The sequence below is a fragment of the Cryobacterium sp. TMT3-29-2 genome (assembly GCF_004564305.1).
GTDB classification, from domain to species: Bacteria; Actinomycetota; Actinomycetes; order Actinomycetales; family Microbacteriaceae; genus Cryobacterium; species Cryobacterium sinapicolor.
Genome location: NZ_SOGK01000116.1, coordinates 1 through 19,484, shown reverse-complemented (window position 1 = coordinate 19,484; position 19,484 = coordinate 1). Strand labels below are relative to the sequence as shown.

21 protein-coding genes and 1 tRNA gene are annotated in these 19,484 nt (G+C 66.9%); 11 read left to right on the top strand and 11 right to left on the bottom strand.

All coding sequences use genetic code 11. The features are described from left to right. Nucleotides 1-468: 468 nt before the first annotated feature. Genes E3O67_RS13385 through dnaK form a run of 5 tightly spaced genes read right to left on the bottom strand, consistent with a single transcriptional unit; the run spans nt 469 to nt 5,551 of the window. A complete protein-coding gene (locus E3O67_RS13385; RefSeq protein WP_135102921.1) occupies nt 469-1,605 on the bottom strand; it encodes a class I SAM-dependent methyltransferase in 1,137 nt (378 codons plus the stop codon). 26 nt (nt 1,606-1,631) lie between these two features. Continuing rightward, the gene (locus E3O67_RS13380; RefSeq protein WP_134428037.1) at nt 1,632-2,066 is read right to left on the bottom strand and encodes a heat shock protein transcriptional repressor HspR; all 435 of its coding nucleotides are present in this window, start codon (nt 2,064-2,066) and stop codon (nt 1,632-1,634) included. A gap of 2 nt (nt 2,067-2,068) precedes the next feature. Next, nucleotides 2,069-3,076, bottom strand: coding sequence for a DnaJ C-terminal domain-containing protein (locus E3O67_RS13375; RefSeq protein WP_135102920.1), 1,008 nt, complete (start codon nt 3,074-3,076; stop codon nt 2,069-2,071). Beyond that, on the bottom strand, nt 3,069-3,683 hold the full coding sequence (locus tag E3O67_RS13370; protein ID WP_134428033.1) for a nucleotide exchange factor GrpE: 615 nt from the start codon (nt 3,681-3,683) through the stop codon (nt 3,069-3,071). Before E3O67_RS13370 ends, E3O67_RS13375 begins: the two co-directional genes overlap by 8 nt. After that, nucleotides 3,683-5,551: a molecular chaperone DnaK gene (dnaK, locus tag E3O67_RS13365; RefSeq protein ID WP_134428031.1), complete on the bottom strand. Its 1,869-nt coding sequence runs from the start codon at nt 5,549-5,551 to the stop codon at nt 3,683-3,685. Before dnaK ends, E3O67_RS13370 begins: the two co-directional genes overlap by 1 nt. Nucleotides 5,552-5,737: 186 nt before the next feature. Between dnaK and E3O67_RS13360 the strand changes: the two genes are divergently transcribed. Further along, the gene (locus E3O67_RS13360; RefSeq protein WP_135102919.1) at nt 5,738-7,066 is read left to right on the top strand and encodes an MFS transporter; all 1,329 of its coding nucleotides are present in this window, start codon (nt 5,738-5,740) and stop codon (nt 7,064-7,066) included. Here the strand turns inward: E3O67_RS13360 and E3O67_RS13355 are convergent. After that, entirely contained in the window at nt 7,063-7,584 is a 522-nt protein-coding gene (locus E3O67_RS13355) for a hypothetical protein (RefSeq protein WP_135102918.1), read from the bottom strand. The genes E3O67_RS13360 and E3O67_RS13355 overlap by 4 nt on opposite strands. Nucleotides 7,585-7,802: 218 nt before the next feature. Beyond that, on the bottom strand, nt 7,803-8,399 hold the full coding sequence (dcd, locus tag E3O67_RS13350) for a dCTP deaminase (protein ID WP_135102917.1): 597 nt from the start codon (nt 8,397-8,399) through the stop codon (nt 7,803-7,805). 70 nt (nt 8,400-8,469) lie between these two features. On the opposite strand from dcd, the gene E3O67_RS13345 reads away from it, so the two are divergent. Both E3O67_RS13345 and E3O67_RS13340 read left to right on the top strand, forming a co-directional pair. Beyond that, nucleotides 8,470-8,540 (top strand) — tRNA-Gly (locus E3O67_RS13345). Nucleotides 8,541-8,601: 61 nt separating this feature from the next. Further along, nucleotides 8,602-9,366 (top strand): hypothetical protein, encoded by a 765-nt coding sequence (locus E3O67_RS13340; RefSeq protein ID WP_134428023.1) that lies wholly within the window; start codon nt 8,602-8,604, stop codon nt 9,364-9,366. Here the strand turns inward: E3O67_RS13340 and E3O67_RS13335 are convergent. Further along, complete coding sequence (locus tag E3O67_RS13335) at nt 9,363-10,310, bottom strand: LysR family transcriptional regulator (protein WP_241979143.1); 948 nt, start codon at nt 10,308-10,310, stop codon at nt 9,363-9,365. The genes E3O67_RS13340 and E3O67_RS13335 overlap by 4 nt on opposite strands. Nucleotides 10,311-10,428: 118 nt before the next feature. On the opposite strand from E3O67_RS13335, the gene alsS reads away from it, so the two are divergent. Genes alsS through E3O67_RS13320 form a run of 3 tightly spaced genes read left to right on the top strand, consistent with a single transcriptional unit; the run spans nt 10,429 to nt 13,273 of the window. After that, a complete protein-coding gene (gene alsS, locus E3O67_RS13330) occupies nt 10,429-12,171 on the top strand; it encodes an acetolactate synthase AlsS (RefSeq protein ID WP_135102916.1) in 1,743 nt (580 codons plus the stop codon). Continuing rightward, on the top strand, nt 12,168-12,899 hold the full coding sequence (gene budA, locus E3O67_RS13325; RefSeq protein WP_134428019.1) for an acetolactate decarboxylase: 732 nt from the start codon (nt 12,168-12,170) through the stop codon (nt 12,897-12,899). Before alsS ends, budA begins: the two co-directional genes overlap by 4 nt. A gap of 20 nt (nt 12,900-12,919) precedes the next feature. Beyond that, nucleotides 12,920-13,273, top strand: a complete 354-nt coding sequence (locus E3O67_RS13320) for a zinc ribbon domain-containing protein YjdM (protein ID WP_134428017.1) — start codon at nt 12,920-12,922, stop codon at nt 13,271-13,273. Here E3O67_RS13320 and E3O67_RS13315 read toward each other — a convergent pair. Next, entirely contained in the window at nt 13,270-13,812 is a 543-nt protein-coding gene (locus E3O67_RS13315) for a hypothetical protein (RefSeq protein WP_134428015.1), read from the bottom strand. The two genes, E3O67_RS13320 and E3O67_RS13315, sit on opposite strands and share 4 nt — an antisense overlap. 108 nt (nt 13,813-13,920) lie before the next feature. On the opposite strand from E3O67_RS13315, the gene E3O67_RS13310 reads away from it, so the two are divergent. The 5 genes from E3O67_RS13310 (at nt 13,921) to E3O67_RS13290 (ending at nt 17,089) form a co-directional block, all read left to right on the top strand. Beyond that, a complete protein-coding gene (locus E3O67_RS13310; RefSeq protein WP_134428013.1) occupies nt 13,921-14,163 on the top strand; it encodes an acyl carrier protein in 243 nt (80 codons plus the stop codon). A gap of 104 nt (nt 14,164-14,267) precedes the next feature. Beyond that, nucleotides 14,268-15,176, top strand: coding sequence for an RNA polymerase sigma factor RpoD/SigA (locus tag E3O67_RS13305; RefSeq protein WP_135102915.1), 909 nt, complete (start codon nt 14,268-14,270; stop codon nt 15,174-15,176). A gap of 68 nt (nt 15,177-15,244) precedes the next feature. After that, nucleotides 15,245-16,138: a D-hexose-6-phosphate mutarotase gene (locus tag E3O67_RS13300; RefSeq protein ID WP_134428009.1), complete on the top strand. Its 894-nt coding sequence runs from the start codon at nt 15,245-15,247 to the stop codon at nt 16,136-16,138. Nucleotides 16,139-16,251: 113 nt separating this feature from the next. Beyond that, nucleotides 16,252-16,746, top strand: coding sequence for an Asp23/Gls24 family envelope stress response protein (locus tag E3O67_RS13295; protein WP_241982184.1), 495 nt, complete (start codon nt 16,252-16,254; stop codon nt 16,744-16,746). 76 nt (nt 16,747-16,822) lie between these two features. Beyond that, on the top strand, nt 16,823-17,089 hold the full coding sequence (locus E3O67_RS13290; protein ID WP_134428007.1) for a GlsB/YeaQ/YmgE family stress response membrane protein: 267 nt from the start codon (nt 16,823-16,825) through the stop codon (nt 17,087-17,089). Between the two features lie 173 nt (nt 17,090-17,262). On the opposite strand, the gene E3O67_RS13285 is transcribed toward E3O67_RS13290, so the two are convergent. Both E3O67_RS13285 and E3O67_RS13280 read right to left on the bottom strand, forming a co-directional pair. Beyond that, a complete protein-coding gene (locus E3O67_RS13285; RefSeq protein ID WP_134428005.1) occupies nt 17,263-17,784 on the bottom strand; it encodes a DinB family protein in 522 nt (173 codons plus the stop codon). Between the two features lie 9 nt (nt 17,785-17,793). Continuing rightward, a complete protein-coding gene (locus E3O67_RS13280; protein WP_167726642.1) occupies nt 17,794-19,062 on the bottom strand; it encodes a serine hydrolase in 1,269 nt (422 codons plus the stop codon). Between the last annotated feature and the right edge of the window lie 422 nt (nt 19,063-19,484).

Below are 19,484 nucleotides of genomic sequence, written 5' to 3'. Positions count from 1 at the left end.
GGCCGAGGTTTTTGGCATTTGACATTGTGCACGCTGTTGAGTTCTCAAGGATCGGACGCACTCGACTTCAGGCCCAAATTAGGCTGTCGCTTCGAGGCAACTTGTATAAGTTAGCTGCCCGGCCAATTCCTGTCAAGTCGAGGTGAGCAGCACATTTCGAGTGCGCCGAAGCACATTCAAAGGAATCCACACACTCGACCGGAGGACCAGTCGGAGAGAGTTACCATCTTGGCTTCTCTTCAAATGCTCCCTCAGCGGGTAGACATGAGAACAGAAACTAAAACCTTCGTCCCACTTGAGGCCGGTAAGCTCTGCGGCTTTCCGAACCTGTGGGGTGACTTAGATGACATTACGGTGAATGCTGAGGGCGCGCAACTCCCCTCAGCATCCCGGGCGTGTCGGCTGCGCGCCCCCATGGAGAGCCGCCGCACGACGACGATCGGCAGCCATGACGGTCGCCATCACGCCTTAGCGGCCGGTCGACACCGTGACGGTGAACTTGGCATTCCGCCCTACCTGGTGAGTGGGCCCAACCAGTCGGGTCAATGCCGGCCTATACCCGAGGTGGGTGTTCCACACCGTCCAGAGCTCACCGCTGGGCTGCAACACCCGCCCGGCATCCTCGAAGAGCTTCAGCGCGATGCCGGCATGCACCGAGGAGCCGATGTGAAAGGGCGGGTTCAGCACAATCAGATCCGCCGATGCAGCCTCCTGACTCTGGAGCGCGTCATCCCGGACAACCGTGACCCGGTCCGCGATCGCATTGGCCACCATGGTGCCCTGCGCGGAGGCGACGGCCGCAGCCGATTGGTCCGTGGCGATCACCCGCAGGGCGGGACGCCTCCGGGCGAGGGCGGCGGCGAGCACCCCGGTACCGCAGCCGAGGTCGATGGCGCTCCGGGCATCCGTCGTCATACGATCGACGAACTCGAGCAGGTAGCGCGTCCCGATATCGATGGTCGCGCCGGCAAACGCGGCCCCGTGAGCGCAGACGGTCAGCCCGAGATCGGCGTACGTCACCGAAATTGGCCAGGTGGATACCGCAGCCTGCGTCTCGGTGGAGATCGGCGCCTGGGCCCTGAGAATCCGCGACTTCTGCCGGGCCGGTGAGACCCGAAGCTCACCGAAATGCCGGCGCAGCACCTCGTTCATGGCCGGCGTCATGTGCTTGATCCGCCCACCGGCGATCACGAGTACATCCGGTGCCGCGAAACGACGGATGGCGTCCGCGTACTCATCGAGTGCCGCCAGGCTGCGCGGCAGTTGCATCAGTACCACCCGCGCGTTCGCCAGCAGCTCTTCGCCCAGGTCAAGGGAGCGGTAGGTTTCGGCAAGTCCGGCGTCAGCCGCGTTGAGCGAGAGCGCCATCTCCCCGGAGAGCGCATCCTGGTGCACCCGGATGCCTCGCGCGCCGGCCAGCGCGGCCGCGCCCAGGGTGAGTGCCCCATACCGGTCCTCGATCACCACGACCTCGCCGGCCCCGGCCCCGGCCAGCACACCTGCCGCCTCGTCGAGGATCAGCCGGTCGCTCGCATCCACGGCGAAGAGGTTGTCCGCTTCCACATCGGGAAAACGCCTCAGGCGGTCAAAGGAAAAATCAGACATTCCCTCAGGCTAGCCCGCGAGTGCGGCTACTTGTCTTCATTGGTCGAGCGGGAACCCAGGGGGCGCCAGATCACGATCTGGTTGGACCGGCGCGTGCGCGTTCCGGCCCGCATCGAGATGACCTCACCGGCCGAGCCGGCGGCGAAGACGCGCCGACCCGGACGGTTGAGCAGTTCATCGGCCAGCGCAGACTCCAATTCGCGCAGTCGCGATTCGAGCGTGCGCACGTGGTCCTCGAGCTCGATGATGCGACGGATGCCCTCCAGGCTCACGCCCGCAGCACCGAGTTCCGCAATCTCGCGAAGCTTAGCCACATCCCGCATCGAGTATCGGCGAGACCGACCGGGGGTGCGGTCGGGACTCACCAGCCCCAGGCGATCGTATTGGCGCAGTGTTTGCGGGTGCATGCCCGCAAGCTCGGCGGCCATCGAGATCACGAAAACCCGGGTGTTCTCATCCACCGTCAGTCTCTCGCCTTCGCAAGGAGCTCGTCGCGCGGATTCTCCTTCGGCAGCGCTTCCGCGAAGGCCGCGAGTTTCTCCTCGGCGTCCTTCGACAGATGTGACGGAACGGCAACCTGCACCTCCGCCAGCAGATCGCCGGTGCCCTTGGGTGTCACGACGCCCCGCCCCTTGACGCGCAGCACGCGTCCGCTCGGAGTGCCCGGGGCGATGCGCAGTTTGACCGGAGCTTCACCCAGCGTCGGCACTTCGATGGTGGCGCCGAGCGCGGCCTCGACGAACGTGACCGGCACGGAGACCCGCAGGTTCAGGCCGTCACGTTCGAAGACCGGATGCTTGCGTACGTTCACCGTGAGCACGATGTCGCCAGACTCGCCGCCGTCGGGGCTGTGCTGCCCCTGGCCGCGCAGTTTGATCTTCTGCCCGTCAGCCACCCCGGCCGGGATCTTGACTTTGATGGCACGGCCGTCTTGCGTCTGCAGGGTGATCTGGTCACCGTGTGTGGCCGTGATGAAGTCGACCGTGGTGGACGCGATCACGTCGCGGCCGCGGGTCGGTCCGCCGTAGCCGCGGAATCCGCCGCTCGACGTGCCGAAGCCGCCGCCACCCTGACCGCGACCGAACATGCCGCCGAGAAGGTCGTCGAAACCGCCCTGCTCGTAGGAGTAGCCGGGCTGTTGCTGCCGCGCTCCCCCACCGAACATGCCGCCGAAGACATCGTCGAAGCCTCCGGCCTGGCCGCCACCGGGGCGCGGGGCGGTGAAGCGGGCTCCGCCGCCCATCGCGCGCACGGCGTCGTATTCCTTACGTTGCGCAGGGTCGCCGATCACCGAGTGTGCCTCGCTGATTTCCTTGAACTTCGCCTCGGCCGCAGGGTTGCCCGGGTTGGAGTCCGGGTGGAATTTGCGGGCGAGTTTGCGATAGGCCTTCTTCAACTCGGCCGGGGTGACGTCCTTCGACACACCCAGGACCTTGTAGAAGTCCTTATCGAACCAGTCCTGGCTAGCCATCGCTCGGTACCTGCACGACGACCTTGGCCACGCGCAGGAGCGATGAGCCGAGGAAGTAGCCGGTCTCGATCACGTCACCGACGGTCTCCGATTCGATGCCGGCGGTGGGCAGCTGGAAGATCGCCTCGTGGACGGTCGGATCGAACGGCTCGCCGACCGTGCCGAAGGACCTCACGCCCAGGCGCTCGACGCTCGCCCGCAGCTTCGCGGCGATCGTGCTGAACGCCGAGTCATCCACCAGGTCGCCGTGCTTCTCGGCGCGGTCGAGGTCATCGAGCACGGGGATCAGGCCCTTGACGACATCCACCGTGACGCGCTCGCGCTCGACCTCTCGGTTCGCTTCGGTGCGCCGACGGTAGTTGGCGTACTCCGCGGTGACCCGCTTGAGGTCGGCGAGGTGCTCGCTCGTGGGCTCGTCGACTTCGCGCGCGGCGGCGTCCAGAATGTCCTGGACCGTCAGCTCGTCTTCTTCGATCCCCTCGGCGGAGGCCTCCTCGGTGTCCTCACCGCTGACGGCTTCTGCGTCCGCGGCGGCCCCGGGGGCACCCTCAGCGGATGCCCCCTCTTCAAACGGCTCGTCCTCAGGACGCTTGGTGTCGTCTGCCATTACTTCTTGGCCTCGTCTTCGTCGTCGACGACCTCGGCGTCAACCACGTCTTCGTCGGAGCCGGCTGCGTCGGCGGCGGGCTCGGAGTCGGACGGGGCGCCGGCCGCGGCATCCGCCTGGCTGGTCTTGTAGATGGCCTCGCCGAGCTTGCCCTGGCTCTCGTTGAGCTTGTCGAAGGCCGTCTTCACGGCTGCGTCGTCGTCGCCGACGAGAGCGGCCTTGAGGGCGTCGACGTCGGCCTGAACCTCGGACTTGACGTCCTCGGGCAGCTTCTCGTCGTTCTCCTTGATCAGCTTCTCGATCGAGTATGCGAGCTGTTCGGCCGTGTTGCGGGTCTCGGCGGCCTCGCGGCGACGCTTGTCCTCGGCGGCGTGCTCTTCACCTTCGCGCACCATGCGCTCGATGTCTTCCTTCGCGAGCGAGGATCCGCCCGTGATGGTCATCGACTGCTCCTTGCCGGTGCCCTTGTCCTTGGCGGACACGTGCACGATGCCATTGGCGTCGAGGTCGAAGGTGACCTCGACCTGCGGGATGCCGCGCGGGGCCGGCGCGATGCCGGTCAGCTCGAACGTGCCGAGGTTCTTGTTGTCGCGGGTGAACTCGCGCTCGCCCTGGAAGACCTGGATCGCGACGGACGGCTGGTTGTCGTCGGCCGTGGTGAAGGTCTCGCTGCGCTTGGTCGGGATGGCCGTGTTGCGCTCGATGAGGCGGGTCATGATGCCGCCCTTGGTCTCAATGCCGAGGCTCAGCGGGGTGACGTCGATGAGCAAAACGTCCTTGCGCTCGCCCTTCAGCACGCCGGCCTGCAGTGCGGCGCCGACGGCGACGACCTCGTCCGGGTTGACGCCCTTGTTCGGGTCCTTGCCACCGGTCTCAGCCTTGACGAGTTCGTACACGGCGGGCATGCGGGTGGAACCACCGACGAGAACGACGTGGGCGATGTCTTCGACCTTGACTCCGGCTTCACGGATGACGTCCTGGAACGGCTTCTTCGTGCGGTCGAGCAGGTCTTCGGTCATCTTCTCGAACTGGGCGCGCGTGAGCGTCTCGTCGAGGTTGGCCGGGCCGTTCTCGGTCAGGGAGAGGTACGGCAGCTGGATGCTCGTCGACATGCTGCTCGAGAGTTCCTTCTTGGCCTGCTCGGCGGCTTCCTTGAGGCGCTGCTTGGCGATCTTGTCCTTGGAGACGTCGACGCCGGTGGTTTCCTTGAACTTCTTGATCAAGTGATCGACGATGCGCTGGTCCCAGTCGTCGCCGCCGAGGCGGTTGTCACCGGCGGTCGACCGCACCTGGATGGTGGAGAAGTCGTCGTCCTTGCCTACCTCGAGGAGGGAGACGTCGAAGGTTCCGCCGCCGAGGTCGAAGACCAGGATGAGCTCGTCTTCCTTGCCGCGGTCGAGGCCGTAGGCCAGGGCGGCCGCGGTGGGCTCGTTGATGATGCGCAGCACGTTGAGTCCGGAGATCTCGCCGGCCTCCTTGGTGGCCTGGCGCTCGGCGTCGTTGAAGTACGCGGGAACGGTGATGACGGCATCCGTCACCTTGTCGCCCAGGTACGCCTCGGCGTCGCGCTTGAGCTTGGCCAGAATGCGGGCCGAGACTTCCTGCGGCGTGAACTTCTTGTCGTCGATGGCGACGTTCCAGTCAGTGCCCATGTGGCGCTTGACCGACGCGATGGTGCGGTCGACGTTGGTGACGGCCTGGCGCTTGGCGGTCTCGCCGACCAGCACCTCGCCGTCCTTGGTGAAAGCGACGACGGACGGTGTGGTCCGGAAGCCTTCGGCGTTTGCGATGACGGTGGGTTCTCCACCTTCGAGGACGGCCACCACAGAGTTGGTGGTTCCGAGGTCGATGCCTACTGCACGGGCCATGTGTGCGTTCTCCTTCAAAGTATGTTCTCAACTCGATTTCTCAGAGTTGAGTGTTGCTGGCTCAAGTGTGCCAGTGTCTCAAATTGGAGTCAAGCCACGCACCTGAGAGTTGAGCGTGAACGACTCAACTTTGAGATTTCGCGGGATCGATGGTTTTCGGCTACCCCCATCCACTAGCCTCAGCGCATGACCGGGATCGCGGAGCAGGGCAGCACGGATGCCCAGGTGCAGCCAGACAAGTCGAGCAGACGCCGCGTAGTGGCCTGGAGCTTCTGGGACTGGGGCTCCGCCGCGTTCAATGCGGTGGTCACCACCTTCGTCTTCACCGTTTACATCACGGGCAGCTCCTTCGGCGACAAAGACGTCATTTCAGCCCAGCTCGGCTGGGCTCTCGCCATCGCCGGCTTGTTGGTGGCCGTGCTGGCGCCGATCACCGGGCAGCGCTCGGACACCTCCGGGCGGCGCAAGCTGTGGCTGGGGGTCAACACGTTCATCGTGGTGGGTCTCACCGCGGCGATGTTCTTCGTCGAGGCGTCGCCTGGCTTCTTGCTGCTCGGCCTTGTTCTGGTGGCCGCCGGAAACGTCTTCTTCGAGTTCGCCAGCGTCAACTACAACGCGATGCTGTCGCAGGTCTCGACCGCGCGCACCATCGGCAAGGTCAGCGGTTTCGGCTGGGGTATGGGCTATATCGGCGGCATCGTGCTGCTGCTCATCGTGTACTTCGGCTTCATCAGCCCCGACGTGGGCCTGTTCGGGGTGACCGGCGAGAACGGACTCGCGGTGCGGGTCACGATGCTGATCGCGGCTGCCTGGTTCGGACTGTTCGCCCTGCCGGTGCTGTTCTCGGTTCCCGAATACCGTTCCCCCGCCGCCGCGCGCCGGCCCCGGGTGAGCTTTCTCCGCTCCTACATCGTGCTCGGGCAGGACATTGCCCGGCTCTGGAAGACCAGCCGCCAGACGGTGTACTTCCTGATCGCGAGCGCGATCTTCCGTGACGGCCTGGCCGGGGTGTTCACCTTCGGCGGTGTGCTCGCGGCATCCGTCTTCGGATTCTCGCCCGGCGAGGTGATCATCTTCGCGATCGCCGCGAACGTCGTCGCGGGCGTGGCCACCATCATTTCCGGCGCGCTCGACGACCGGCTCGGCGCGAAGCCGATCATCGTGACCGCCCTGATCGGCCTGATCGTGTTCGGCAGCGTCGTGTTCCTGCTGCACGACGGCGGCCCGATCGTGTTCTGGACCGCCGGCCTCGCCCTGACGCTGTTCGTCGGGCCAGCCCAGTCGGCCAGCCGCACCTTCCTGGCACGCCTGATCCCGGCCGGCCGGGAGGGCGAGGTCTTCGGCCTCTACGCCACGACGGGACGCGCGGTGAGCTTCCTGGCGCCGACCATGTTCGCCCTGATGGTGACGATCTTCGGCGAAACCTACTGGGGAATCCTCGGGCTCATGCTGGTTCTGCTCGTGGGACTGCTCCTGCTGCTGCCGGTGAAGGCGCATCAGGACCAGATCGGCTAACGGATGCGGGTGGCCTCGTTGTGCTCGACCAGCACCCAGGTGGAACCCTCGTCATTGGAGACCCAGCCCTCCCAGGCGTAGGCGTCGGGCGTGATCGACGCGAAGTTCCAGCGGATCGGACGCCCGTCGGTGCCCGTGCCGTCCTGGCGCATCGCGTTGCGGTGCGGGGTCGCGACGAGGTGGCAGTATTCGCCGGATGCGGGGGCGAAGTAGCTGACCCGCCACACGCCGGCGTAGGGGTCGTAGACCCGCAGGGCCGTGGCGACGGTCTCGAATCCTGACGGGTGCGACTCGCTCGGGATGACCTCGATGTCTTGCACCGCGCGCCCGTCGAGTACGAAGTCGACGATCCAGGTGAATTCACGCCCGGTCCATTCGCCGGACGCCTCGTCGAGGCGGGACCCCGTGGCCGCCCAGGCGCCGACCAGCTGGCCGAACCGGCGCATCCGTCCCGGGTACTCGGGCGTCGGTCCCGGCGCGACGAGCGCCTCGGCAAGGCTGGGCACGGATGTGGTCATGGCCCGATTTTACCGGGCGCGTGTTGCATCCGTGTGAACCGGGTTACTCGGGCCCGGTGGTCGCGCCCGTGGAGACCGCCCGCCCGCGGTAGTCGAGCCCGTCGTCGAACCAATTCGACGGAGATTCTCGCCTGGAAGCGCTCTCTTCGGGGTTTTAGGACCGTTTTGCGTAAAATGTCCGTCGTATTCGTTCAACGCTCACGGCGGGGCGCACTCGACTAGGAGACCTCAGGCGCTCCCCGCACATCCGTGCAGTGGAAGTTCTGGAACGACCTCGACGCGGTCGGCCCGCGCTGGCCCTGGTAGCGGGAGCTGTATTCGCTCGAGCCGTAGGGGCGCTCGGCCGGCGAGCTCAACCGGAAGAAGCAAAGCTGCCCGATCTTCATGCCGGGCCACAGCTTGATCGGCAGGGTGGCGACGTTGCTCAGCTCGAGCGTCACGTGGCCGGTGAAGCCGGGGTCGATGAACCCGGCGGTCGAGTGCGTGAGCAGGCCGAGCCGGCCGAGCGAGCTCTTGCCCTCCAGGCGCGCGGCGACGTCGTCGGGCAGGGTGACCTTTTCATAGGTGGACCCGAGCACGAACTCGCCGGGGTGCAGGATGAACGGTTCGCCCGCGGCGGTCTCGATCAACCGGGTGAGATCGGGCTGGTCTTCAGCCGGATCAATATAGGGGTACTTGTGGTTGTCGAAAAGGCGGAAGAAGCCGTCGAGTCGCACGTCAATGCTGGACGGCTGGATCATGTCGGCCTGGTACGGCTCCAGACGAATTCGTTCCGCGTTGATTTCAGCCTTGATATCGTGATCCGAGAGCAGCACGGGTCCAGCCTAACGGCGCGGACTTGATATGCTGGCACTTCCGGTGCGGGCTTGCCCGCTCGACGGACATGCGGATGTAGTTCAATGGTAGAACTTCAGCTTCCCAAGCTGATAGCGCGGGTTCGATTCCCGTCATCCGCTCTCCCTTACCTCCCTGGCCGAATGATGTGCCGCGTCGGCGGCCTCCGGTATCGTCGGAACCATGACCGACCCGACACTGCGTATGCCCAACTCCGTGCTGCGGGTTGTTCTCGACCTCGGCGTGTTGCCCCTGGACATCCCCCCGCTGCCGCCACGCTTCCGGCACCCGGAGTTCGACGCCGATTGGGATGACGAGGAGCAGGTCGCCGGCATATTCCTCGGCTTCGACGACGGAGAGTTCCACCTGGATATCCTGGAAGAGGGCGTCGAGTACCACTTCCACCACGCCGACGGCTCCTCGAGCGACGACAGCCCGTGGCCGGCCGCCGACACCCAGGCCCTCGTCGACTGGGCGACCGGCTTCGTGTTGCACGTCGCCCCGCGCCTCCCGGATCTGCTGGAAGACGCGGACGAGGCCGCCGAATGGCATCATGTGGGGCTGCCGGTGTACTCCCGCGACTACGGGCCGGTCCCGCTCGAAATCCTCGACGTGGAGCTGGAAGGCGAGCAGCTGATGCTCCCTTGGCTCGGCTCCGGTCACATCGCCGACGAGCATCTCGACGGGCCCGATCACCCGATCGCGCTCCTGTGGAACCCCGAACACGAGGATCCGGACATCCCGATCGCCCGGGTGTGGCTGCACCCGAAGACCGGGGAGCCGAAAGCGCGCGCGGAGGCGGGCGTGGACTGGGCTGCCGTCGGGCTCACCAAAGCAGAGGTCCTGTCGTGGGCGGAGAGCCTCTACCTGAACAATCACGTGATCGGCGACCCGGCCCAGATGATCATGCGGGCCGCACTGGAACGCATGGCGGGGCTCGATCGCTAGTAGCGTGAGCCCGGGCGTTCCCGAGGTCGGAGTGAACTTGGGTGCGCGGCAGGACTGCCCTGCGCCTCATCGGCGGCGAGCGCGAGCTCGACGAACGCGCGCACCGCGGCCGACGCACGCCGCTTGCGCGATGCCGCCAGGTAAACGGTGAAGTTGGGCAGGTTCGCCACGGGCAGCCGGTGCACGCCCAGAGCATCCTGGGCCGTGAATTCGGGCAGCAGGGCCACGCCGAGTCCATTGGACACGTATTCGGCGGCCGTTCCGATGTCGGAGACCTCGATCATGACCCGCCGCTCGAGGCCCGCGGCGGTGAAGGCATCGTCCACGATCCGGCGGCTGGCGTAGCCGGGCGGCAGATCGATGAACTCCTCCGGCACCAGGTCTCCTAGTTCCACGGCCTGCGCCTGGGCGAGGCGGTGACCCTTCGGCACCACCAGCACCATCGGCGACGAAGCGATCGGCACGGCTAGGAGCGCGGTCGGCGCCGGCCCGCTGAGCGCGAGGAAGGCCAGGTCGAGTTCGCCCGAGACAAGCTCGTCCACCAGCCCGGCCGACCCCCGCCGGGCCGCGCGCAGCCGCACGCCGACGCCCGGGTGGCCGGCGCGGAAGAGACCGAGCAGCCGGGGCACATTCACGAGCGTGACCGAGGTCATCAGCCCGATCACGATGGACCCGGTGATGGCGCGGGTGGTCTCCTGGGCGGCATCGCGCACCTCGTTCACGGCGTCGAGGGCGTCGCGCACCCTCGGCAGCAGCACTTCGCCAGTCGTAGTGAGCCTGATCTGGCGGCGGCTGCGATCGAACAGTTCGACACCCAGTTCGCTTTCGAGCGAGCGGATACCGGCCGAGACGGCGGATTGGGCGATGGTGAGCCGGTCCGCGGCGCGGGTAAAGCTCAGCTCGCCGGCGACGGCACTGAAGAATTCGAGATGTCTCAGGTCCATGGGCCTAAGCATCTCATTGGCAGATCGTTTGCATCGCCACTCGGCGTTGTTTCTTATTGAACGAGCAACGAGGATTGAGGGGAGGCCGATTCAGCACGGCGAGCCGGGAGGCATCCGAATGACCACCACTTCATCTGTTCAGAGCGACGACAACACGTCCGAGGTCACGCTTGCACGCCAGGACGCCGGCACCCCCGCGTCGTCCACTCGCTCCGCCCAACGCGTGGTCGAGTGCCTGAAGGCCTACGGCGTGCAGTGGGTCTTCGGCGTTCCCGGCGCCAAGATCGACCCCGTCTACGACGCTCTCGTCGACGACGGGCCCGAGGTGATCGTGGTGCGCCACGAACAGAATGCGGCGTTCATGGCCGCAGCCGTCGGGCGACTGAGCGGCGAGCCCGGCGTCGTCCTGGTGACGAGCGGTCCGGGCACCTCCAACCTCGCGACGGGCCTCCTGACGGCGACGACCGAGGGTGACCCGGTGGTCGCCCTGTGCGGCGCGGTCCCGCGTGCAGACCGATTGAAGCGCACGCACCAGACCATGGATGCCGTGGGCATGCTGTCCGCCGTGACCAAGTCCGCCGGAGAGGTCAGTGTCGCCGACAACGTGCCGGAGGCCATCGCGAATGCGTTCCGCGAGGCAACCCAGGAGCCCAAGGGCGCCGCCGCTGTCGTGCTCCCCTACGACGTGCTCACCGACTCGACGACCGTGTCGATGAAACATCCGCACTGGGTGCCGCAGCTCGGCGCCGCACCCACCGAGAGCGTGCAGCGCGCTGCCACCCTGTTGAAGGATGCGAAGTTCCCGGTCATCCTCGCCGGTGCCCGTTCCGGTTCGGACCGGGCCGTCGAGGCGCTGCACCGCCTGCTGGGCGTGGCCGGGCTGCCCGTCGTCGAGACGTTCCAGGCCGCGGGAGTCATCTCGCACGAGCTCGAAGAGCACTACCTCGGACGCGTGGGCCTGTTCCGCAACCAGCCCGGGGACATCCTTCTGCACAAGGCCGACGTGATCCTGACCGTCGGCTACGACTTCGTCGAGTACGAGCCGTCGAAATGGAACAAGGATCACCTGCGTGTGATCATCCACCTCGACGAGCTCTCCGCCGACCTCGACGACTACTACCGCCCCACCATCGAACTGCGCGGCGACGTCGCCGAGACCCTCGACGCCCTCGCCCGCCAGATCGAAGGTCTGACCATGCCGGCCGCCGCCGCGACCGAGGTCGCCGAGCAGCGCGCCCGCCTCGCGCACGCCGACCAGCCCACCGGTCGCCGGGACGAGTCCGAGGGCGTGCACCCGGCCGACCTCACCCTGATGATGCGCGAGCTGCTCCCGGATGACACGACGGTGCTCTGCGACGTCGGCTCCCACTCCATCTACATGGCCCGGCACTTCCGCACCTACCACCCGCGCACCCTGCTGTTCTCGAACGGTCAGCAGACACTGGGCGTGGCGCTGCCCTGGGCGATCGCCGCGACGCTGGTGCGTCCGGGCACCCCGGTCGTGTCCGTGTCGGGCGACGGCGGTTTCCTCTACTCCGCAATGGAGCTGGAGACGGCCGTGCGGCTCGGCTCCACGTTCACGCACATCATCTTCAACGACGGCACCTACGACATGGTGGCCTTCCAGCAGATGGGCAAGTACGGGCGCACCTCCGGCGTTCAGCTGGGCGACTACGACGCCGTCGCCTACGCCGAATCATTCGGCGCCCACGGCCACCGGGTCACGCACCTCGACGACTTCGCGGGCATCCTTGCGCAAGCCCTGGCCGAGCCGGGCCCAAGCATCATCGACGTGCACGTCGACTACCGCAACAATAGAGATGACCTGATGGCCGATCTGGAAAGCGATGTATTGCAATGAGCAAATCCACTGTCACCCGACACGAAATCTTCCAGACGAGCCTGATGAGCGCGCTGCTCGACGGCGTCTATGAAGACGAGATGACCGTAGCCGACCTGCTCAGCCGCGGCAGCTTCGGCATCGGTACGTTCAACGGACTCGACGGCGAAATGCTGATCATCGACGGCACCTGCTATCAGCTGCGGGCCGACGGCGGAGTATCGAAGGCCGACCTGGGCGCGTACACGCCTTACGCCGTCGTCACGAACTTCGTCCCTCACATCGAGAGCACGCTGCCGCAGAACATCGTGCGCACCGAGGCGTCGACGTTCATCGACAAGATGACTGCATCGCAGAACTACATGTACGCCCTGCGCATCGACGGCGACTTCGAGTGGATCAAGATGCGCACGGTCGTCAAGCAGGAGAAGCCCTACCGCCCCATGGTGGAGGCCACCGACGAGGACGCGATCATCGAACTGCATAACGTCTCCGGTGTCGTGGCCGGCTTCCGCACCCCGCTCTACGAGCAGGGCATCGGCGTTCCCGGCTGTCACACTCACTTCGTCACCGACGACCGCACGGCCGGCGGCCACGTGCTCGACTTCAAGCTGCGTTCCGGCACCGCAGCCCTGTGCCTCGGCACCGACCTGCGCCTTCAGCTGCCGCTGACGGATGCCTTCAAGAACGCCAACCTGGCCCCGGACGACCTCGAGTGGCAGATTCAGAAGACCGAGATGCACGCCTGAGGCGGACGTACGATAGGGAAATGACCGACGCCCTGCCGCTGTGCCCCGAATGCTCCAGCGAATACGCCTACGAGATGGGTTCGCTCCTGGTCTGCCCGATCTGCGCGCACGAGTGGAGCAACGAACCGGCCGACGAGGCCCCGGCGGCCGAGAACAGCACCATCACGGATGCCTTCGGCACCGTGCTCGCCGACGGTGACACCGTGACCATCATCAAGGATCTCAAGGTCAAGGGCAGCGCCACGGCCATCAAGGTGGGCACGAAGGTACGCAACATCCGCCTGGTGGATGGTGTGGGCGACCACGACATCGACTGCAAGGTCGACGGGTTCGGCTCCATGCAGCTCAAGTCCAGCGTGGTGAAGAAGGCCTAGCCCCTCGACCTGGACCGACGGCTCTCCAGTAGCGCCGCCAGATCGGTGCTCACCAGGGCCCGCATCCGTTCCGCCCGTCGCTGGGCGTAATCGGGCTCCCGGCTGTCGACGACCTGTTCGACCAGCCTGTTGGCGAGCGCGGCGCCGATCTCCTCACTGGCATCCGTGCGGGCCCGCTCGAGCAGGTCGGCGACCTGCTCGTCGTCCCGGGCCACGGCCCGCAGTGCACCGGCGAGCTTCAGGTGCACCCGGCGTCGCAGAGCCAATTGGCGCACCTCCAGCCGGTCATCGTCGGTGATGTCGAACGCGCTCCGCTGCCGGCCCACGGCTTTTCGCTGCCGGCCGACACGTTCGGCGTCTTCCTCGTTGTGCGTCGCCTGCCGGGTCAGCTCGGAGCGGGTGGCCGCGGTGTAATCGGCCCCAGCGAAATCGCGGTGCTCGCGCAGCGCACCCACGATGATGTGGTTCTTCACGGCCATGCGCACCGCGGAGAGCGCGATGAGCAGGCCCTCGTCGACAATCCGCTCAAAGGAGGCCATGGCGATACCCTATGCCCCACGCGCCCGCGGGGGTTTCATGGGCTGCATGACGGCAGGAACCGAGGCCTCGACACGCTGGCCCACCATCCCCACGACGATTCGCGACCGATGACCGAACTGGAGGCGCGGGCAGCTGTGTACGCGGCGATCCATCTGGTGGCGCCGGATGTCGACACCGACGATCTCGACGAGGGCGCGCGACTGCGCCAGGATCTGGAACTCGACTCGTTGGGCTTCCTGCGGCTGATCCAGACGATCCACAAGGCGACGGGCGTCGACACCTCAAAGCACGATTACACGGTTGTCACGACGGTGAACGACCTGATCAGCTACGTCGCCGCACACGGCTGATTCATTCCCGAGCATTATTCGGTTTCTGCAGGCCCGAGTCAAGGCCCTCGACGCGGTCTCCCCCTGGCTGTGTACTAATGTTCCAGCCCGAACTGGAGGAACCCATGACCATTACCGCACATGCATCATCCGTTGCCACCTATAACCGCGCAGCGACGGATGCGTTCGGCGACTACCTGAGAAAGATCGGAGCCGTCTCCCTCCTCACCGCCGAGGACGAGGTCGACCTGGCCAGACGCATCGAAGTCGGCCTGTTCGCCGAGCAGCGCAGCGAGCAGGGCGAGATTGACCCCTCGCTTCTCCGCGAGCTGGCCTGGCTGGCCCACGACGGCCGCCGGGCGNTGGTGGTCAGCATCGCCAAGCACTACTCCGGCCGAGGCATGCCCATCATGGACCTCGTCCAAGACGGCAACATCGGCCTCGTCCGCGCCGTCGAGAAATACGACTTCATGACCGGCTACAAATTCTCCACCTACGCCACCTGGTGGATCCGCCAAGCCATCCACCGCGGCATGGCCGACAAATCCCGCATGATCCGCATCCCCGTACACACCGCGGAGAAACTCAACAAGATCAAGCGCATCCGCCGCGACCTCACCAGCACCCTCGACCGCGAACCCACGATCGCGGAACTGTCGGAGGCCTCGCAGATCCTGCCGATCGACATCATGCGGCTGCTGCGCTACGACAACGAGCCGATGTCCCTGCAGTCCCCGGTCGGCGATGGTCTCGGCGACATCTCCGAGCTGATCATCGACGACGACCTGCCCCAGCCCGAGGAGCACGCCGTGTTGACCATGAGGGCTTCGGACATCACCTTCTATATGAGCGCCCTGCCCCCGCGCGAACGGTCCATCCTGATGTCCCGCTTCGGTCTCGACGGGGGGGCGCCCCAGACCCTGGACCAGATCGCGGTCGTGCAGGGCGTGACCCGGGAACGGGTGCGCCAGATCGAGAAGCGCGCACTCGCCCTGCTGAAGGTGCCGTGCCTGGAGCAGTACCTGCGGGACTGACCGGTTCACGAGGCGGCTGACACGGCTCCAGGAGTCACGTCAGCCGCCGGAAGCGCGAAAATGGATTCATGTCTTCCGTCAGCGCTGCACCCACGTCACTGCCCGCATCCGTTCGAATCGGAGAGGGGGCAGGCGGCCTCGCCGTGGTGCGGGTGGCCGGCCGCGCCGGCTCCGCCGAGATCTACCTGCACGGCGCCCAGGTCACCGACTTCATCCCCGCGGGCGGGCGGCCCGTGCTCTTCCTGAGCAAGGCGAGCAGGTTCGAGACCGCCACCGCGATCCGCGGCGGCGTGCCGATCTGCTTCCCCTGGTTCGGCGCGAACACGGTCGACCCGGCCGCGTCGGCGCACGGTTTCGCCCGCCTGAGCGAGTGGGGACTCGTGGACGCCCACGAAGTCGACGACGACGTCGTGCTGACCTTCCTCCTCACCGACACTCCCGCCACGCGCGCGTCGGCCTGGCCGCACCACTTCGAAGCCCGCTACACGGTCACGGTGGGTGCCCGTCTGTCCCTCGCCCTGCAGGTGACCAACCGGGAGGCGGATGCGATCGAGTACGAAGAGGCACTACACACCTATCTGCGGGTGAGCGATGTGCGCGGCACGACGGTTTCCGGGCTGCAGGGCACCGCGTTCCTGGACCAGCTGACCGGCCTCACCGAGCCCGCGGAGAACAGCCCCGTCGGCTTCGCCACCGAGACGGACCGACTGTATCTGGGCAGCCGAGGCAGCGCCACCGTGGCCGACCCGGACGGCCGCACCGTCACGATCGAATCCGACGAATCGGACAGCACCGTGGTGTGGAACCCCTGGATCGGCAAGGCCGCCAGGATGAGCGACTTCGGCGACGACGAGTGGACCGGAATGGTCTGCGTGGAAACCGCCAACGTCCGCCGGGATCAGGTGCGCCTGGAACCCGGCCAGAGCCACACGACAACCGTCGTGTTCGAGGTTTCGGCGTGAGCTTCGATCCGTGGGACTGCCGCGTAGAATTTTTATTATGCAATCGCGTGACGAAATCGTGTCGGCCCACGTCCTACTAGTGTCGGCTGGCTCGTATCGCGCGCCACGACGGATTGGAGCACGCCATCGCTAACCAAAGCACCCCCACTCTTGAGTCCGAACCTCTGTCCGGACCAGGAAAGACCGTCATTGCCGATGGCGTCGTCGCGAAGGTCGCCGGTATCGCGGCACGCGAGGTTCCGGGCGTCTACGCACTCGGTGGCAGCGCAGCGCGGGCACTCGGAGCAATCCGGGAAGCCCTCAGCGGTGCCGACCTCTCCCCCGGGGTGAGCGTCACGACCGAAGGCGACACAGCATCCGTGACCATTTCCATCGTCGTCGAGTACCCGCACGAACTGCAGAAGGTCGCGGGCGAGGTGCGCAACGCGGTCGAGACGGGGATCGAGACGATCGTCGGCATGCAGGTCACAGCGGTGGACGTGATCGTCAAGGATGTGCACCAGTCGACGAATGACGCCGATGCAGACGCAGACGCAGACGCAGGCTCAGGCTCAGGCTCAGGCTCAGGCTCAGGCTCAGGCTCAGGCTCAGGCTCACAGCCGGACTAGTCCGGCACTTCACCTCCCCTCACCAACACTTACACCCCCCAGCACACAACCAAACAGAAAGACGCAAGGACAAATTATGGGCTTCATCGGATTCCTCATTCTCGGACTCATCGCCGGCGCAATCGCAAAGGCCATCCTGCCGGGCAGCCAGGGCGGCGGCTGGGTCATCACCCTGATCCTTGGCGTTCTCGGCGCGTTCCTCGGTGGTTTCCTCGGCTCGGTCATCTTCGGCACCGGACTCGAGAACTTCTTCGACATCTCGACTTGGCTTCTCGCCATCGCTGGTTCCGTCATCGTTCTCGTGATCTACGGCGCTCTCACGGGACGTCGCAGCCGCGCCTAAGTCACGGCAGCACGACAAGCACGACAGGCACGAACGAACGGGCGCACTATTGGGGGGTGCGCCCGTTCGTTCGTGCTTTTTTGTTTCTGCTGGGGCGTGAGGCCTCCCCGAGCCTGAGCCTTTGTGCCTGCGTCCTTGCGCCTCAGCGCCGGGGGTGTCAGTCGCCGGGGGTGTCAGTCGCCGGCGACGTCATGCAGATGATGCACCGGGTCGTGCACGAAGTACTGCCCCATCGTGGTGACGGTGAAGCGGGCACCGTCACTGCGGCGGCCGGTTCGCCTCTGCTCAGCGGGCTGCACGGCGGCGAAGGCGTCGGCGACGGATGCCGCGGCCTCGGCGAGTTCGCGGGCCACGACCGCCGGCTCCTGCTCGTTGTACCGCTCGCTGACTGCTGTGGCGTCCTGGTCCCAGTTCGGGAAAGCCGGGTCATCCTCGACGAGCATGAGGGCCAGACGCTTGTCGAAGTTGCGGAACACGTCGCGAACATGGGCGGCATACTCCAGGGCCGACCAGGTCTGGTCGTCTGGGCGCGTCGCGACATCCGTTCGCTGCAGCACCGGCTGCCAGCGGTCCGCGTTCTCGCGCACCAGACGCGGGATGAGCGCGAAATCCACGTCGGCGGCGGCGAAACCGCACTCCGGGCAGGGGCGCGCCAGCACCCAGGTCCAGTCTTTGGTGTCTGCGCTGATTCCCATTGGGCGATCCTATCCGGCGGTCGCCGGCTGCTCCAGCCGCGTCGACTCGCAGACGGCGGCAGCCCGCATCTCCGCCGCAACCTGCGCCTCGGTCCAGGGCAGATCCGGCCGGGGTGCCGGCACAGCCCCTGCCGTGGGCGCGGCGCCGGCGACGGCGGCAAGCCGGCGGGCGACAACCTCGGCGAATCCGCGGCCGGCGGTCGAGTTGTTGAAGGCGACCACCACCGTGAGCCCGCTGACCGGGTCGGCCATCGCCGCCGAGATGAACCCGGGGATCTCCCCGGACTGACCGCGCAGCGGGCCGAATTGTTCGACCCCGAGGCCGTGCTGCTGCCACGACGGCGCTCCGGCGCCAGGCAGGACCGGGGCCCACTGCGCATCCGCCGACTCCTCCGACAGCAGCGTCCCCGAGGCCAGCGCCTGCACCCAGATTTTCACGTCCTCGAGGTTCGAGACGGCGCCCGCGGCCACCCCGCCCACCGACGGTGACAGCTCGGTCACGTCGATCACGCTGCCACAGCGGGCGGCACCGGCCGGATCGAGCGACGTGGCATAGCCGCGGGGACTCGGCCCCGGGACCGCCAGCTCGCCCGGTGACGGCAGGCCGGTGTTCGTCATGCCCAGCGGTTCGAACACGTAGTGCCGGTACAGCCACGGCCAGTCGCGTCCGGTTGCCTGCTGCAGGGCGAGGCCGAGCAGCACGACCCCGGTGTCCGACGGGGACCAGGTTCCGCCGGGCAGCGCCACCCGCGGAGCCCCCGTGCCGCTCGCGATGATCTCGCGCGCCGACCACCGGCGGGTGGGGTTCGCCACGATCCGCGGAGCCAGCAGAGCGGTGTGATCGGCCAGGCCGGACGTGTTGCGGCAGAGCTGCGCGAGGGTGATCCCGTCCAACCCCACTACCCGGGGCAGGTAGTCGGACACCGGATCGTCGAGGCGCACCCGCTCTTCATCGACGAGTCGGAGCAGCACAGTACAGGTCAGCGCCGTGGTGTTGGTGCCGATCCGGAATGGCATCTCCGGGGTGAGCGCGCCGGGCGACGTCGTGGAAACGTTGCCGGGCGACACGACCCAGGTGCCGGCCCAGGGAGCCCAGACCCCGGCAATGGCGCCGGTGGAACCGGACAGGGTCGTCGCCTCCGCCAGCACGGCCTCCAGCCGGGCCGCGACCGCGGCCGAGAACGGGGCCGCCGCCTGCCCGCGAGCGTGCGGGGAGGCATCCGTCGCCGCCGTGCACGCCGTCAGCACCAGGGTGGCACCCAGAACGAGCGCGGGCACGCGGTGGTGGCGCGGGCGCGCGTGAAGAGGCGGCGGGCTGGTTGGTGCGGGGTCGGTTGGTGCCTGGTTTCCCTGGCTTCCCTGGCTGACCTTCATCGCCTGACCCCCGTCGCGTCGCGGTCCGCACAGGGCGCCCCTGCACGAGGGAGTGTACCCATGCCTCCGCCCGCCCGCACCGCGTTGCTGCCGGCTGTCGCCCGGCTTCCGCCCGGCTTCCGCCCGGCTCCCGCCCTTACGAATTCGACGGAGATTTTGGGCTACAGACACGATTCAGACCGGTTTTGCACCGTTTCCGGCAAAATCTCCGTCGAATTCGTTCGGGTTGTCGGCGGGAGAGGCGGCGGGCGGGGCAGCGGGGCAGCGCCGCGCATGCGGGGCAGCGCCGCGCATGCGGGGCAGCGCCGCGCATGCGGGGCAGCGCC

Excerpts from the sequence above, each read along its gene's own strand:
- E3O67_RS13335 (WP_241979143.1), bottom strand. The coding sequence starts at position 10,310 with ATGGACCTGAGACATCTCGAATTCTTCAGTGCCGTCGCCGGCGAGCTG.
- E3O67_RS13355 (WP_135102918.1), bottom strand. The coding sequence starts at position 7,584 with ATGACCACATCCGTGCCCAGCCTTGCCGAGGCGCTCGTCGCGCCGGGA.
- dnaK (WP_134428031.1), bottom strand. The coding sequence starts at position 5,551 with ATGGCCCGTGCAGTAGGCATCGACCTCGGAACCACCAACTCTGTGGTG.
- E3O67_RS13375 (WP_135102920.1), bottom strand. The coding sequence starts at position 3,076 with ATGGCTAGCCAGGACTGGTTCGATAAGGACTTCTACAAGGTCCTGGGT.
- E3O67_RS13385 (WP_135102921.1), bottom strand. The coding sequence starts at position 1,605 with ATGTCTGATTTTTCCTTTGACCGCCTGAGGCGTTTTCCCGATGTGGAA.
- E3O67_RS13320 (WP_134428017.1), top strand. The coding sequence starts at position 12,920 with ATGACCGACGCCCTGCCGCTGTGCCCCGAATGCTCCAGCGAATACGCC.
- E3O67_RS13290 (WP_134428007.1), top strand. The coding sequence starts at position 16,823 with ATGGGCTTCATCGGATTCCTCATTCTCGGACTCATCGCCGGCGCAATC.
- budA (WP_134428019.1), top strand. The coding sequence starts at position 12,168 with ATGAGCAAATCCACTGTCACCCGACACGAAATCTTCCAGACGAGCCTG.
- E3O67_RS13370 (WP_134428033.1), bottom strand. The coding sequence starts at position 3,683 with ATGGCAGACGACACCAAGCGTCCTGAGGACGAGCCGTTTGAAGAGGGG.
- alsS (WP_135102916.1), top strand. The coding sequence starts at position 10,429 with ATGACCACCACTTCATCTGTTCAGAGCGACGACAACACGTCCGAGGTC.
- E3O67_RS13340 (WP_134428023.1), top strand. The coding sequence starts at position 8,602 with ATGACCGACCCGACACTGCGTATGCCCAACTCCGTGCTGCGGGTTGTT.
- E3O67_RS13315 (WP_134428015.1), bottom strand. The coding sequence starts at position 13,812 with ATGGCCTCCTTTGAGCGGATTGTCGACGAGGGCCTGCTCATCGCGCTC.
- E3O67_RS13285 (WP_134428005.1), bottom strand. The coding sequence starts at position 17,784 with ATGGGAATCAGCGCAGACACCAAAGACTGGACCTGGGTGCTGGCGCGC.
- E3O67_RS13310 (WP_134428013.1), top strand. The coding sequence starts at position 13,921 with ATGACCGAACTGGAGGCGCGGGCAGCTGTGTACGCGGCGATCCATCTG.
- E3O67_RS13300 (WP_134428009.1), top strand. The coding sequence starts at position 15,245 with ATGTCTTCCGTCAGCGCTGCACCCACGTCACTGCCCGCATCCGTTCGA.
- E3O67_RS13360 (WP_135102919.1), top strand. The coding sequence starts at position 5,738 with ATGACCGGGATCGCGGAGCAGGGCAGCACGGATGCCCAGGTGCAGCCA.